15 protein-coding genes are annotated in these 12,211 nt (G+C 71.6%); 8 read left to right on the forward strand and 7 right to left on the reverse strand.

Features of this window, described 5'->3' with window-relative positions; genetic code table 11:
* Nucleotides 1–88: 88 nt before the first annotated feature.
* From ACFVTH_RS03890 to ACFVTH_RS03900, 3 genes are all read left to right on the forward strand, one after another.
* Nucleotides 89–2,569, forward strand: a complete 2,481-nt coding sequence (locus ACFVTH_RS03890) for a phosphoketolase (RefSeq protein WP_387086916.1) — start codon at nt 89–91, stop codon at nt 2,567–2,569.
* 110 nt (nt 2,570–2,679) lie between these two features.
* The gene (locus tag ACFVTH_RS03895; RefSeq protein ID WP_387086918.1) at nt 2,680–3,939 is read left to right on the forward strand and encodes an MFS transporter; all 1,260 of its coding nucleotides are present in this window, start codon (nt 2,680–2,682) and stop codon (nt 3,937–3,939) included.
* A gap of 123 nt (nt 3,940–4,062) precedes the next feature.
* Nucleotides 4,063–4,677 carry a GyrI-like domain-containing protein gene (locus ACFVTH_RS03900; RefSeq protein WP_387086920.1) on the forward strand — a complete coding sequence of 205 codons (615 nt, stop codon included), beginning with the start codon at nt 4,063–4,065 and terminating at the stop codon, nt 4,675–4,677.
* A 57-nt stretch (nt 4,678–4,734) separates the two neighbouring features.
* Here ACFVTH_RS03900 and ACFVTH_RS03905 read toward each other — a convergent pair whose 3' ends face one another.
* The 3 genes from ACFVTH_RS03905 to ACFVTH_RS03915 are packed head-to-tail and all read right to left on the reverse strand — an operon-like array spanning nt 4,735 to nt 6,097.
* Nucleotides 4,735–5,175: a VOC family protein gene (locus tag ACFVTH_RS03905; protein WP_387086922.1), complete on the reverse strand. Its 441-nt coding sequence runs from the start codon at nt 5,173–5,175 to the stop codon at nt 4,735–4,737.
* Between the two features lie 26 nt (nt 5,176–5,201).
* Nucleotides 5,202–5,672, reverse strand: coding sequence for an SRPBCC family protein (locus ACFVTH_RS03910; protein WP_387086924.1), 471 nt, complete (start codon nt 5,670–5,672; stop codon nt 5,202–5,204).
* Nucleotides 5,669–6,097 carry an ArsR/SmtB family transcription factor gene (locus tag ACFVTH_RS03915; protein WP_387086926.1) on the reverse strand — a complete coding sequence of 143 codons (429 nt, stop codon included), beginning with the start codon at nt 6,095–6,097 and terminating at the stop codon, nt 5,669–5,671. The genes ACFVTH_RS03910 and ACFVTH_RS03915 overlap by 4 nt, the downstream gene beginning before the upstream one ends.
* 259 nt (nt 6,098–6,356) lie before the next feature.
* Between ACFVTH_RS03915 and ACFVTH_RS03920 the strand changes: the two genes are divergently transcribed.
* Entirely contained in the window at nt 6,357–6,782 is a 426-nt protein-coding gene (locus ACFVTH_RS03920) for a VOC family protein (protein WP_387086928.1), read from the forward strand.
* 54 nt (nt 6,783–6,836) lie between these two features.
* Here the strand turns inward: ACFVTH_RS03920 and ACFVTH_RS03925 are convergent, their stop codons facing one another.
* Nucleotides 6,837–7,289, reverse strand: coding sequence for a MarR family winged helix-turn-helix transcriptional regulator (locus ACFVTH_RS03925; RefSeq protein WP_387086930.1), 453 nt, complete (start codon nt 7,287–7,289; stop codon nt 6,837–6,839).
* Between the two features lie 121 nt (nt 7,290–7,410).
* Between ACFVTH_RS03925 and ACFVTH_RS03930 the strand changes: the two genes are divergently transcribed.
* Both ACFVTH_RS03930 and ACFVTH_RS03935 read left to right on the forward strand, forming a co-directional pair.
* Nucleotides 7,411–8,622, forward strand: coding sequence for an MFS transporter (locus tag ACFVTH_RS03930; protein ID WP_387086932.1), 1,212 nt, complete (start codon nt 7,411–7,413; stop codon nt 8,620–8,622).
* Between the two features lie 50 nt (nt 8,623–8,672).
* On the forward strand, nt 8,673–9,512 hold the full coding sequence (locus ACFVTH_RS03935) for an aldo/keto reductase (RefSeq protein WP_387086934.1): 840 nt from the start codon (nt 8,673–8,675) through the stop codon (nt 9,510–9,512).
* 73 nt (nt 9,513–9,585) lie between these two features.
* On the opposite strand, the gene ACFVTH_RS03940 is transcribed toward ACFVTH_RS03935, so the two are convergent.
* The 3 genes from ACFVTH_RS03940 to ACFVTH_RS03950 form a co-directional block, all read right to left on the reverse strand.
* Nucleotides 9,586–9,927, reverse strand: a complete 342-nt coding sequence (locus ACFVTH_RS03940; protein WP_387086936.1) for a zf-TFIIB domain-containing protein — start codon at nt 9,925–9,927, stop codon at nt 9,586–9,588.
* 171 nt (nt 9,928–10,098) lie between these two features.
* Nucleotides 10,099–10,305 carry a cold-shock protein gene (locus ACFVTH_RS03945; RefSeq protein WP_159602901.1) on the reverse strand — a complete coding sequence of 69 codons (207 nt, stop codon included), beginning with the start codon at nt 10,303–10,305 and terminating at the stop codon, nt 10,099–10,101.
* 221 nt (nt 10,306–10,526) lie between these two features.
* Nucleotides 10,527–10,730: a cold-shock protein gene (locus ACFVTH_RS03950; protein WP_386939429.1), complete on the reverse strand. Its 204-nt coding sequence runs from the start codon at nt 10,728–10,730 to the stop codon at nt 10,527–10,529.
* A 342-nt stretch (nt 10,731–11,072) separates the two neighbouring features.
* Between ACFVTH_RS03950 and ACFVTH_RS03955 the strand changes: the two genes are divergently transcribed.
* Together ACFVTH_RS03955 and ACFVTH_RS03960 are read left to right on the forward strand one after the other, a co-directional pair.
* Nucleotides 11,073–11,621 (forward strand): VanZ family protein, encoded by a 549-nt coding sequence (locus ACFVTH_RS03955; RefSeq protein ID WP_387086938.1) that lies wholly within the window; start codon nt 11,073–11,075, stop codon nt 11,619–11,621.
* A gap of 50 nt (nt 11,622–11,671) precedes the next feature.
* A complete protein-coding gene (locus ACFVTH_RS03960) occupies nt 11,672–12,175 on the forward strand; it encodes a DUF2510 domain-containing protein (protein ID WP_387086940.1) in 504 nt (167 codons plus the stop codon).
* Nucleotides 12,176–12,211 lie beyond the last annotated feature (36 nt).

Consider the following 12,211-nt stretch of genomic DNA (forward strand, 5'->3'; position numbering starts at 1 on the left):
GGCGCGCCCGGGCGGCCCGGACGCTGGCCAGGGGCGGCGGGTCCGACCTAGGCTCGGGGTGGCGGGCACGATCGAACGGGGTGGGACGATGGCCGGAGCTGACGGAGGACCGGTGCGAGCGGGCGGCGAGCCCGAGGCATCCTCTCGCGAGGTTCGCGAGGTTCGCGAGGTTCGCGAGGTGCCGATCGAGGTCGTCGACCGGTGGTGGCGCGCCGCCAACTACCTGAGCGTCGGGCAGATCTACCTGATGCGCAACCCGCTGCTCGACGAGCCGCTCACGCGCGACGACGTCAAGCCGCGCCTCCTCGGCCACTGGGGCACCTCGCCCGGGCTCAACCTCGTCTACGCCCACCTGAACCGCGCGATCGTCGAGCGCGGCACGCCGACGCTGTACGTGTGCGGCCCCGGCCACGGCGGACCGGCGATGGTCGCGAACACCTGGCTCGACGGCACGTACTCCGAGCTGTTCCCGCGGGTCACGGCCGATCGGGAGGGCATGGCGCGGCTGTTCCGGCAGTTCTCGTTCCCCGGTGGCATCCCGTCGCACGCGGCGCCCGAGACGCCCGGCTCGATCAACGAGGGCGGCGAGCTCGGCTACTCGCTCATGCACGCCTACGGCGCGGCGCTCGACAACCCCGGGCTCGTCGTCGCGTGCGTCATCGGCGACGGCGAGGCCGAGACCGGGCCGCTCGCCGCGAGCTGGCGCGGCCACGCCTTCCTCGACCCGGCGACCGACGGCGCGGTGCTGCCGATCCTGCACCTCAACGGCTACAAGATCGCGAACCCGACGCTGCTCGCCCGCATCCCCGAGTCGGAGCTCGTCGACTTCTTCCGGGGCAACGGCTACGAGCCGCTGCTCGTCACCGGCGGCTTCGACGGCGAGGACCCGATGGCGGTGCATGCGCGCATGGCCGACGCGATCGACGTCGCGTACGACCGCATCGCGTCGATCAGGGCGGATGCCGCGGCCGGGGCGTTCTCGGAACGGGCGGCCCGGTGGCCGGCGATCGTGCTGCGCACCCCGAAGGGGTGGACGGGCCCGGGCGTCGTCGACGGCGTGCAGGTCGAGGGCACCTTCCACGCCCATCAGGTGCCGCTCGCCGAGGTGCGCGAGAACCCCGAGCACCTCGCGATGCTCGACGACTGGCTGCGCTCGTACCGCCCCGACGAGCTGTTCGACGGGGCGGGCCGCCCGGCGCCCGAGCTCGACGCGCTGCGCCCGTCGGGCGAGCTGCGGATGAGCGCGAGCCCGCACGCGAACGGCGGCATCGTCCGACCGATCGAACTTCCGCCGACCCTGCCGCACGCGCTCGACGTGGCGCCCGATGCGCGCGGCCTCACCGGCGAGGCCACCCGCGTGCTCGGCGCCTGGCTCGCCGACGTCATGCGCGAGAACCCCGAGACCTTCCGGCTGTTCGGGCCCGACGAGGTGCTGTCGAACCGGCTCGGCGCCGTCTTCGAGGTCACCGACCGCGTGTGGGCCGAGGCGCTGCACCCGCTCGACGAGCACCTCGCCCGGCGCGGGCGCGTGGTCGAGGCGCTCAGCGAGCACCTGATGCAGGGGCTGCTCGAGGGCTACCTGCTCACCGGGCGCCACGGACTCATCACGAGCTACGAGGCGTTCATCCACATCGTCGACTCGATGTTCAACCAGCACGCGAAGTGGCTCGAGTCGGCCCGCGAGGTGCCCTGGCGCGAGGACGTCGCGAGCCTCACCTACCTGCTCTCGTCGCACGTGTGGCGTCAGGACCACAACGGGTTCTCGCACCAGGACCCGGGCTTCCTCAACGTCGTCGTCAACAAGCAGGCCGAGATCGTGCGGGTGTCGCTGCCGCCCGACGCGAACACCCTGCTCGCGACGATGCGGCACGCCCTCGGCACCCGCAACCGGGTCAACGTGATCGTCGCGGGCAAGCAGCCGCAGCAGCAGTGGCTCTCGCCCGAGGAGGCCGACGCGCACGTCGAGGCCGGGCTCGGGGTCTGGCCGTGGGCGGGCAACGAGCCCGGCTTCGACGCGGGCGACCCCGGGGCATCCTCGCCCGACGTCGTCATCGCCTGCGCGGGCGACGTGCCCACCGTCGAGGCGATCGCGGCGGCGCAACTGCTGCGCGAGCGACTGCCCGAGCTGCGCGTGCGGCTCGTGAACGTCGTCGACCTCATGCGACTGCAGGATGTCTCGCGGCATCCGCACGGTCTGACCGACGAGGCCTTCGACGCGATCTTCACGGCGTCGGCACCGGTGGTCTTCGCGTTCCACGGGTACCCGTCGCTCATCCACCAGCTCGCGTACCGTCGCACGAACCACGCGAACCTGCACGTGCGCGGCTTCGCGGAGCGGGGCACGACCACGACGCCGTTCGACATGCTGCACCTCAACGACCTCGACCGGTACCGCCTCGCGCTCGACGTCGTGCGCCGGGTGCCCGGACTCGCCTCGCGAGCCGGGGTCGGCGAGCTCGTCGAGGAGTGGCTCGACGCCCGCACGCGGGCGCGAGCGCACGCGTACGAGCACGGCGAGGATCCTGAGTGGATCACCGGCTGGCGGTTCTCGGGCCGACCCGCCGACTGAGCCGGCGCGCGAGCCGGCGGCGGCCCCCCGCGGGCATGGCGGCAGGATGTCCCGCCTCGATGGCCGGATCCCGCCGTCGGGTAAGGATTCCTTACTGCTACGTTCGACGGATGCCGACCGTCACCTCAGCCCGCTGGGCGCTCATGACCCAGTTCGCCCTGTTCGGCCTCATCCAGGTCTCCTGGATGAGCCGCATGCCGTCGATCCGCGACGCCCTCGAGCTCTCCTCGCTGCAGCTCGGCTCGCTCCTCATCGTCGGCGGCCTCGGCTCGCTCGTCGGCGCGCTGACCGTCGGCGCGATCATCGCCCGCTTCGGCAGCCGCAACGTGCTCATCGCCGGCATCGTCGGCAACGTCGTCGGCTTCGGGCTGGATGCCGCGGGGCTGGTCGGTCTCGGACTCGGCTTCTTCATCGCCGGAATGGCGATCAACGGGGTGTGCGGTGCGCTCGTGAACGTGCCGATCAACATCAACGCGGCCGCCGTCGAGCAGCGACTCGACCGGGCCGTGCTGCCGCAGTTCCACGCCGCGTTCTCGATCGGCGCCGCACTCGGGGCGCTCGTCGCGGCGGCCTTCGCCTTCGCCGGGGCGCATGTCGCGGTGCAGATCGTCGTCGTCACGGCCGCGGTGACCGTGCTGCGGGCGTTCCTCGTGGCCCCGGCGACGAGGCTCACGCCCCGGGCGCCCGTCACGACCGCGACCGGATCGCTCGACGCCGTCTCGACCCGTCAGCGCAACCGCGACGCCGTGCGGTCGGCGCTCGGCGCGTGGCTCGAGCCGCGCACGCTGCTGCTCGGCGTGGTGCTGCTCGCCGCCTCGCTCGCCGAGGGCGCGGCGACCACCTGGATCTCGCTCGCGGTCGTCGACGGCTTCGCCGCCGCCGAGGCCACCGGCGCGATGGCGTACGGCACCTTCGTCGGGGCGATGACGGTGTTCCGCTTCGTCGGCACCGGGCTCATCGACCGCTTCGGGCGGGTCGCGGTGCTGCGGGCCTCGGGGCTCTCGTCGCTCGCCGGCCTCCTCCTCTTCGTCTTCGGCCCCGATCTCGCGTGGGCGTGGGTCGGCCTCGTGCTCTGGGGCTGCGGCACGGCGCTCGGCAACCCGATCGCGATCTCGGCAGCCTCCGACGACCCCGCGCGGGCCGGCCAGCGGGTCTCGGTCGTGACCTCGTTCTCGACGATCTCGTCGCTCGCGGCTCCTCCGCTCTTCGGGCTGCTCGCCGACGAGGTGGGGGCGCGTTCGGCGCTGCTCGTCGTGGGCGCCGTGATCGTCCTGAGCCTCGCGGTCGCGGGGCAGGCGCGGCGCCGGCCGGCGCCGGCCGAGACGGAGACGGCGACCCCGACCTCGCCGGCGGCCTCGGTCGACGCCTGACGCGGCGCCCGCGGGTGCGCGCCCGGCGCCGGTCGGGCGCGTGCGCCGGCCCGCGGGTGCCGCGGTGTGGTGGGTGCGGCGGGGTATCGCGCGAATGTCGGTCGCCACGGCGATGATGGCGTGATGGCCACGACGAAGTTCGATCCGAAGCGCGAGATCCCGAGCTACCGTGCCGCGCAGGGCCGCTTCGATCTCGTCGAGGTGCCGCCGCTGCGCTACGCGATGATCGACGGCGAGGGCGACCCGAACACGGCGCCCGAGTACGTCGCCGCGGTCGAGGCCCTCTACGCGGTCTCGTACGCGGCGAAGTTCCAGAGCAGGCGCGAGCTCGATCGCGACTACGTCGTCGGCCCGCTCGAGGGCCTGTGGAGCGCAGACGACCCGACCACCTTCGTCACCCGCGAGAAGTCCGCCTGGAGCTGGACGATGATGATCTGGCAGCCCGACTGGCTGACGCCCGAGGTGCACGAGGCCGCGGTCGCGTCGGCGCTCGCGAAGGCCCCGGCCGTCGAGCGCCTGCGGTTCGAGACGCTCGACGAGGGGCTCTGCGTGCAGACGCTGCACCTCGGGGCCTACGACGACGAGGGGCCGACCCTCGCGCGTCTGCACGACGAGTTCATGCCGGCCGAGGGGCTGCGCTTCAACGGGCGGCATCACGAGATCTACCTCGGCGACCCGCGGCGGTCGGCGCCCGAGAAGCTCCGCACGATCCTGCGGCAGCCGGTCGCCCGCGGCTGAGCGGGCCCCCGGCGCCGCACGTCGCTTCGGCGCCCCGCACGCCCGCGGCCGGCCGGCTCAGGCCTCCTGCTCGGCGCCGAAGGGCCGGCGCGCCTCGACCGGGATGAGCGGGTGCTCGGCCCTGGCCTTGATCTGCTGCACCACCCACGTGTTGCCGTCGGGGTCGGCGAAGCCGAAGAAGGTGCCGCCGTCGCGCGGGTCGATCACCTGGATCGGGCTCGCTTCGACGCCGCGTTCGATGAGCTCGGCCCGGGCCGCCTCGGCGTCGGCGACGACGAGCTGCACGCCCTTGAGCGAGCCGGGTTCCATCTCGCGCTGCGAGGGCAGCGAGCCGATGACGATCGAGCAGCCCGAGCCGCGCGGGGTCAACTGCGCGACATCCATGTGCTCGTTGACCGTGTGGTGGTCGAGCTCGAACCCGACGCGATCGCGGTAGAACTCGATCGACCGGTCGAGGTCGGCGACGGGGACGATGACGACTTCGAGCGTCCAGTCCATGATCTGCTCCCTTCGTGAGCGGGCCGTCAGGCGACGAGCGCGTCGAGGCGCGCGTAGCCCTCGGTGAGCCCGGTCTCCATGCCGCTCGCGACCATGCCGTCGCGGGCTTCGACGGTCGGATAGACGGAGTGGATGCGGAGCTTCGTGCGGCCCCCGCCGAGGTCTTCGAAGGTCATCGACTCGATCGCCACGACATCGGGGTAGCCCTCGAACTCGAAGGTCTGGATCGCGAGTTCGTTCTCGCGCACGGAGTGGAAGGTGCCGTTGAACGCCCAGTCGGCGCCGTCGGTGTCGGTGTGCACGTAGCGGTAGCCGCCCTGCGTCACGAAGTCCCACCGCTCGATCTTCATCTCGTAGCCGTTCGGCCCGAGCCACTGCGTGACGAGCGCGGGGTCGCGGTGCGCGTTGAACACCGCCGCGACGGGTGCGTCGAACTCGCGCTCGATGTCGATGAAGGGCAGCCCCTCGGGGGCGGTGATGGTGACGGGGTTCGTCATTGCTCTGTCTCTTTCGTCTGGGGCGCGGCCGGCCGGCCACGCTCGGGAAGGTCGCCGATCGGGTCGGCGGTGGATGCCGCGGCGTCCGTGCCGCGGTCATCGGCGAGCAGCGCGTCCAGCGAGCGGAACTGCTGCTCGTGGATCAGCCGGTAGCGGTCGATCCACGCGGTGAGGGCCTCGAGCGCCGCCGGGTCGAGGTGCACCGGGCGTCGCTGCGCGTCGCGGGTGCGGGTGACGAGACCCGCGTGCTCGAGCACCTGGATGTGCTTCGAGACGGCCTGCTTGCTGATCTCGAACGGGTCGGCGAGCTCGTTGACGGTCGCAGGCCCCCGGCTGAGCCGGGCGATGATGCGCCGGCGCACCGGATCGGCGAGGGCCATGAACGCGCGGTCGAGCCGGTCGTCCGAGCTCGGGTCCACGATCATCACGCCTCCTCAACCGATTCGTTGATCAACCATTTGGTTGATTAAAATATACGACGATCGGATGCCCCGGTCAAGAGCTTTCCCGGAACCCCTTCGTCGAGCGGGCGATCATGCCCGGCCGTGCGGCGACGAACGCGCCGGATCCGCCCACTCGACGGGAAGCGCGCGCGCACGCGGCGACGCGAATCGGGGCTTGCGGCGCGGCGGCGGGGCGAGAATCATCGGCACTGATCGCTCACCCAGTCGAAGGGAACGCACCATGGCACGGCTCAACCCCTACATCAACTTCCAGGACACCGCGCGCCAGGCGCTCGAGTTCTACCACTCGGTCTTCGGCGGCGAGCTCACCGTCAGCACCTTCGCCGAGTTCGGCCAGGCCGACGACCCCGCCGACGCCGACAAGGTCATGCACGGCCAGCTCGAGGGCGAGGGGGGCATCGTGCTCATGGCCGCCGACACCCCGAGCCACATGCCGCCGCAGCCCGGGGCGAGCAACATCTCGGTGTCGCTCTCGGGCGGCTACGAGGACGACGCGACGCTGCGCGGCTACTGGGAGAAGCTGCTGGCCTCGGGCTCGGAGATCGTGCCGCTCGAGGTCGCACCCTGGGGCGATGCGTTCGGCATGTGCACCGACGGCCACGGCGTGACCTGGCTCGTGAACATCGGCGGCCCCGGGCAGGGCTGACCCCGCACCGCCGACCCCGCGGAAGCAGCGAGAGATCGGAGCCGAGCGCCGGGCTCAGCCCGCGACGGGCACCGCGGAGTGCAGCGCGTCGACCACCGGCGCCAGCTCGGGCTGCCCGGCCGCCTCGGCGAGCACGCGCTCGAGGGTCTCGTCGTGGATCGGGCAGGCCTCCTCGTAGAGCGCCCGGCCGGCCGGCGTGAGCTCGGTGTAGATACCGCGTCGGTCGTCGGCGCAGAGGATCCGCGTGAGGAGGCCGCGGTCTTCGAGGCGATTGACGAGGCGCGTCGTCGCGCTCGGGCTCAGCGCCGTCGCGCGGGCGAGCTGCTGCATGCGCATATGCCAGCCGTCCTGCCGGTTGAGCGCGTCGAGCACGGTGTACTCGACGACCGAGAGATCGGCGGATGCCCCGAGCGCGCGTTCGAGCTCGGATTCGATGAGCCCGTGCAGCGCGGCGAGCGTGCGCCAGCCCTGTGCGCGCACCTCGACGGCGTCGTCGGCGATGCCCATGCTGCCTCCTTCACGAGATAGTTGCTTGCGCTTTGTATTTGCGTGTGCAAGTATTAATGTCGCTCACGCAATAGAACGCGTTTGCAACTAATTGTCTTCCACTGTATCAGGAGAACGCGCAATGCCACTCGGCCTCATCGCACTCGCCATCGGCGGCTTCGGCATCGGACTCACCGAGTTCGTCATCATGGGCCTGCTGCCCGAGGTGGCCGCCGACTTCGGCGTGAGCGAGGCCGCAGCCGGCTGGTTCATCTCGGGCTACGCGCTCGCGGTCGTCGTCGGTGCGCTCGGCCTCACCGCCGCGACCACCCGCCTCCCCCGCAAGCCCGTGCTCATGGGCCTGCTCGTCCTCTTCATCGCGGGCAACGCCGTGTCGGCGATGGCCCCGAGCTACGAGCTCATGATGAGCGGCCGCATCATCGCCGCGCTCTGTCACGGCGCCTTCTTCGGCATCGGCTCGGTCGTCGCCGCGAGCCTCGTCGCCCCCGAGAAGGCGGCCGGCGCGATCGCGATCATGTTCACCGGCCTCACCGCCGCGAACGTGCTCGGCGTGCCCTTCGGCACCTTCATCGGCCAGCAGTACGGCTGGCGCGCGACCTTCTGGGCGATCTCGGTCATCGGCGTGATCGCCCTCATCGGCATCGCGGTGCTCGTGCCCGCCCTGCAGGCCTCGACGACCGCCCCGAGCCTCCGGCGCGAGCTCGGCGCGTTCCGCTCGGGCCAGGTCTGGCTCTCGCTCACGGTCACCGTGCTCGGCTTCGGCGGCATGTTCGGCGCCTTCACCTACATCGCGTACACCCTGACCGAGATCAGCGGCTTCGCGGCAGGCGCCGTGCCGTGGCTGCTCGTGCTCTTCGGTGCCGGCCTGGTCGTCGGCAACTGGGCCGGCGGGCGACTCGCCGACCGCTCGATCGACGGCACCCTGCTCGCCTTCCTCGGCGCACTCGTCGTCGTGCTCGCCCTCTTCGCCTGGCTCGCGTTCAGCCCGGTCGCCACGATCGTGCTGCTCGTGCTCATGGGCGCATTCGGCTTCGGCACCGTGCCCGGCCTCCAGAGCCGCATCATGCGCTACGCCTCGGATGCGCCGACGCTCGCCTCGGGCGCCAACATCGCGGCCTTCAACCTCGGCAACGCCCTCGGGGCCTGGGCGGGCGGGCTCACGATCGCCGCAGGCCTCGGCTTCACCTCGCCCATCTGGGTCGGTGCCGCGATCACGCTCGCCGCCCTCGTCGTCATGGGCGTCGCCGCCGCGGCGGCACGACGCTCCCGAGCTGCGGATGCCGCGGCGCCGACGCTCCCCGCGACCTCCCCCACGCCCGTGCTCGCCGCATGAGCCCGACCTCCCCGAACCTCCGCACGATCACCGAACACGAAAGCGACCCCATGACCTCGACCACCACCGTGCCCGCCGTCACCCTGAACAACGGCGTGCAGATGCCGCAGCTCGGCTTCGGCGTCTTCCAGGTGCCCGACCCCGAGACGACCGCGGCGGTCGCTGCGGCGCTCGACGCGGGCTACCGCAGCATCGACACCGCCGCGATCTACGGCAACGAGGCGGGCGTCGGCCGCGCCATCGCCGAATCCGGCCTCGAGCGCGACGAGTTGTTCGTCACGTCGAAGGTCTGGAACTCCGACCAGGGCTTCGACACGACCCTGCGCGCGTTCGACACGAGCCTCGGCAAGCTCGGGCTCGATCGGCTCGACCTCTACCTCATCCACTGGCCGACGCCCGAGCGCGGGCGCTACGTCGACACCTGGCGCGCGCTCGAGCGCCTGCTCGCCGAGGGCCGCGTCCGGGCGATCGGCGTCTCGAACTTCGAGCCCGCCCACCTCGAGCGCCTGAACGCCGAGACCGACGTGGTGCCCGCGGTGAACCAGGTCGAGCTCCACCCCGCGCTGCAGAACCGCGCGACCACCGCGGCGAACGCCCGCCACGGCATCGTCACCGAGGCGTGGAGCCCGCTCGCGCAGGGCGCCGTGCTCGGCGAGGCATCCGTCACCTCGATCGCGGCCGCGCACGGCGCGACGCCTGCGCAGGTCGTGCTGCGCTGGCACCTGCAGCAGGGCCGTGTCGTGATCCCCAAGTCGGTGACGCCGTCGCGGATCACCGAGAACTTCGACGTCTTCGGCTTCGAGCTCTCGGCCGACGAGCTGGCGGCGATCGACGCGCTCGAGCGCGACGGCCGGACGGGGCCGCACCCCGATGAGTTCAACGCGGCCTGATCGGGCCGCACCGACGACGAATGCCGCGTCGGTCGCCCTCGGGGCGACCGGCGCGGCATCCGTCTTCGCACGCTCAGTCGAAGAGCTCGGAGAGCCAGCTCTCCTTCTTCTTCTTGCGGCCGTAGCCCTGGTCGTAGCCGCGGTTGTCGTACCCGCGGTTGTCGTAGCCGCGGTTGTCGTACGGCTGCTGGTAGGCCTGCTGCCCGTAGGCCGGCTGCTGCGGGGGCGCGGGCGGCGCCTGCGGGGCGGCGGGGGCGGCGGCCTGGGCCCCGCCGAACTCGCGGCCGGCCCGCTCGACGATCTTGTCGAGCTCGCCGCGGTCGAGCCACACGCCGCGACACGTCGGGCAGTAGTCGATCTCGATGCCGCTGCGTTCGCTCATGACGAGCACGGTTCCGTCACTGGGGCACTGCATGGGGGCTCCTCCTTCGGGGCCGACCGGGTTCGATCGTGAGTGGTTCGACATCTCCGAGCGTAGGCAACGAAGCTTTGAAGACGCCCGGGAAAGCACGAGAGCGGATGCCCCGGCGCGCCTCACGGAGGAGGCGACGCCGAGGCATCCGCTCACGGAATGAGCTGGAAGAACTCAGCCGATGACGGTGATGTTCTCTGCCTGCAGGCCCTTGGGTCCGCGGGCGGTCTCGAACTCGACCTTCTGGTTCTCCTCGAGCGAGCGGTAGCCGCCCGACGCGATCGCGCTGAAATGCGCGAAGACGTCGGCCGAGCCGTCGTCGGGGGCGATGAAGCCGAAGCCCTTGTCGGCGTTGAACCACTTGACGGTTCCGGTTGCCATATGTGTATTTCCTTCTGTAGAGCCGAGCCGCCGAAGCGGCTGCGACGTGCGCGGCCCTCGGGCCGCGCGGGTTCCGGCGACGATGTCCGCCGCCAGAAGTACGGGCGCCCGTGCAGATGACGGCGCTCGCGTCCTCGGACTCTACGGGGTCAAGCTGTGAAGCACGCCGGATACGACGAACGCCGCCGCAGCGATGCTGCGACGGCGTTCGACTGCCGACCTTAGAGGCCGCGGATGTTCTCCGCCTGCAGGCCCTTCGGGCCCTGCGCCACGTCGAACTCGACCTTCTGGCCCTCTTCGAGCGAGCGGTAGCCGCTGCCCGAGATCGCGCTGAAGTGCGCGAAGACGTCGGCCGAGCCGTCGTCGGGGGCGATGAAGCCGAAGCCCTTTTCGGCGTTGAACCACTTGACGGTTCCGGTTGCCATACTGCTGTCCTTCTGTCCTTATGGGCCGCTGCTGCAAGCCCGATGCGATCGACGGTCGACCGCTGCCCCGCACGGCAGGTTGCCAGACGGAGCGGGGGCGAGGGGCGGAGTGGCCATGCAGGCATCCGCCGTCTCGTATCGGGTCATGCCACGCGGATCGGTCCGCCTCCGGGCAATCGAATGGAGGCGCGGGCAGGCGCCCGCTTGATGGAGGAATCAGTGAAGATACCTTATCGAGTTCTGCGCCGTAGCACACCGGTCGCGACCTGATTGTGACGTTCGAATCGGACTCCCTGTGGAATTCCAGCCCGTTCCAAGGCTCGGAGGAGGAGAATCGGCCCCATGGATCGCCGCCCCCTCGGTCTCGTCGCTGCCGCGTACGCGGCGCTCGTGCTGTGGGTGACCGTCGGTCCCGCGCCGTGGCGCACGACCGGCAACCAGCTCGAGGGCGGCATCCTGAACCTCGACGCGTGGACGGCCCCGGTGACGTGGACGACGGGCTACCTCGCCGAGATCGCCTTCAACGTGGTCCTGTTCATCCCCGTCGGAGTGCTCGCGGCACTCCTGCTCCCCCGGCGCGCCTGGCCGCTCGCGTTCGTCGCCGGCTTCGCCTTCACGACCGTGATCGAGCTCATCCAGGTGCCCGAGCCCGATCGCATCTCCGACCCCCGCGATCTCGTGATGAACACGGCCGGAACAGTGCTCGGCGTGATCCTCGTCCAAGCAGCGCGCATGGTGCGCCGGGCCGGGGCGGTCGCCGCCTCCGCGGTCATCCCGCCGGTGGCCGCGCTCGGCCACGAGGGCCTGTTCGGCGACGACGACGACGCGGTGTCGCACGACCACGAACCCGTGCTGGCCGCCATGGGGAGTTCTGCCGATCGCGCGGCCTGACGCGCGGCTCTACAGTGGGCGGATGACCATCCCCGACGCCGCGGCCGCGAATGGCTGAGCGCTCGGCCGGCTGGTACGACGACGAGGCGGATGCCACGTGGCTCCGCTACTGGGACGGCCGCGGCTGGACCCCGCACACGGCGCAGAAGTCGGTCGCGCCGAGCCCCGCTCCTGCGACCTCGGCGGCCGCAGCGACCCCCGCCCCGGCGCCGGCGCCGGCGCACCCTCTCGTCACCGCGCAGGCGCCCGCACCCGCCCGTCCGCCTGCACCGGCATACGCCCCCTCGCCCGTGTTCGCGTTCGCCGCGCACGACGGGTCCGACGAGCTCGACCAGCCCCTCATGCAGACCATGCGCCTCGTGCCCGAGCACACGACCGTGCCGACGCCGCTCGGCGGCGCCGTGGCATCCGCATCGCCGTTCGCCACGCGGCCGGTGCACTCGGGCGATCGACTCCCCCGCGGGCGCGTGGTGATCATCGTCGCGGTCGCCCTCGTCGCCGGCTCGATCGTCGTGGCGCTCGCGTCGAGCGTCGCGATGCTGCTGATCCTCTGAGGATCCCTCGAACCTGCGATCCGCCGCCGCGACAAG

Source organism: Agromyces sp. NPDC058104, from assembly GCF_042884835.1.
Lineage (GTDB): Bacteria > Actinomycetota > Actinomycetes > Actinomycetales > Microbacteriaceae > Agromyces.

Bases quoted from the DNA above. Each gene is read 5' to 3' on its own strand.
- ACFVTH_RS03925 (WP_387086930.1), bottom strand. From the start codon at position 7,289: ATGGGCATCGCCGACGACGCCGTCGAGGTGCGCGCACAGGGCTGGCGC.
- ACFVTH_RS03940 (WP_387086936.1), bottom strand. From the start codon at position 9,927: ATGCAGTGCCCCAGTGACGGAACCGTGCTCGTCATGAGCGAACGCAGC.
- ACFVTH_RS03960 (WP_387086940.1), top strand. From the start codon at position 11,672: ATGGCTGAGCGCTCGGCCGGCTGGTACGACGACGAGGCGGATGCCACG.
- ACFVTH_RS03935 (WP_387086934.1), top strand. From the start codon at position 8,673: ATGACCTCGACCACCACCGTGCCCGCCGTCACCCTGAACAACGGCGTG.
- ACFVTH_RS03905 (WP_387086922.1), bottom strand. From the start codon at position 5,175: ATGGACTGGACGCTCGAAGTCGTCATCGTCCCCGTCGCCGACCTCGAC.
- ACFVTH_RS03900 (WP_387086920.1), top strand. From the start codon at position 4,063: ATGGCCACGACGAAGTTCGATCCGAAGCGCGAGATCCCGAGCTACCGT.
- ACFVTH_RS03930 (WP_387086932.1), top strand. From the start codon at position 7,411: ATGCCACTCGGCCTCATCGCACTCGCCATCGGCGGCTTCGGCATCGGA.
- ACFVTH_RS03945 (WP_159602901.1), bottom strand. From the start codon at position 10,305: ATGGCAACCGGAACCGTCAAGTGGTTCAACGCCGACAAGGGCTTCGGC.
- ACFVTH_RS03955 (WP_387086938.1), top strand. From the start codon at position 11,073: ATGGATCGCCGCCCCCTCGGTCTCGTCGCTGCCGCGTACGCGGCGCTC.
- ACFVTH_RS03920 (WP_387086928.1), top strand. From the start codon at position 6,357: ATGGCACGGCTCAACCCCTACATCAACTTCCAGGACACCGCGCGCCAG.
- ACFVTH_RS03910 (WP_387086924.1), bottom strand. From the start codon at position 5,672: ATGACGAACCCCGTCACCATCACCGCCCCCGAGGGGCTGCCCTTCATC.
- ACFVTH_RS03950 (WP_386939429.1), bottom strand. From the start codon at position 10,730: ATGGCAACCGGAACCGTCAAGTGGTTCAACGCCGAAAAGGGCTTCGGC.
- ACFVTH_RS03915 (WP_387086926.1), bottom strand. From the start codon at position 6,097: ATGATCGTGGACCCGAGCTCGGACGACCGGCTCGACCGCGCGTTCATG.
- ACFVTH_RS03890 (WP_387086916.1), top strand. From the start codon at position 89: ATGGCCGGAGCTGACGGAGGACCGGTGCGAGCGGGCGGCGAGCCCGAG.
- ACFVTH_RS03895 (WP_387086918.1), top strand. From the start codon at position 2,680: ATGCCGACCGTCACCTCAGCCCGCTGGGCGCTCATGACCCAGTTCGCC.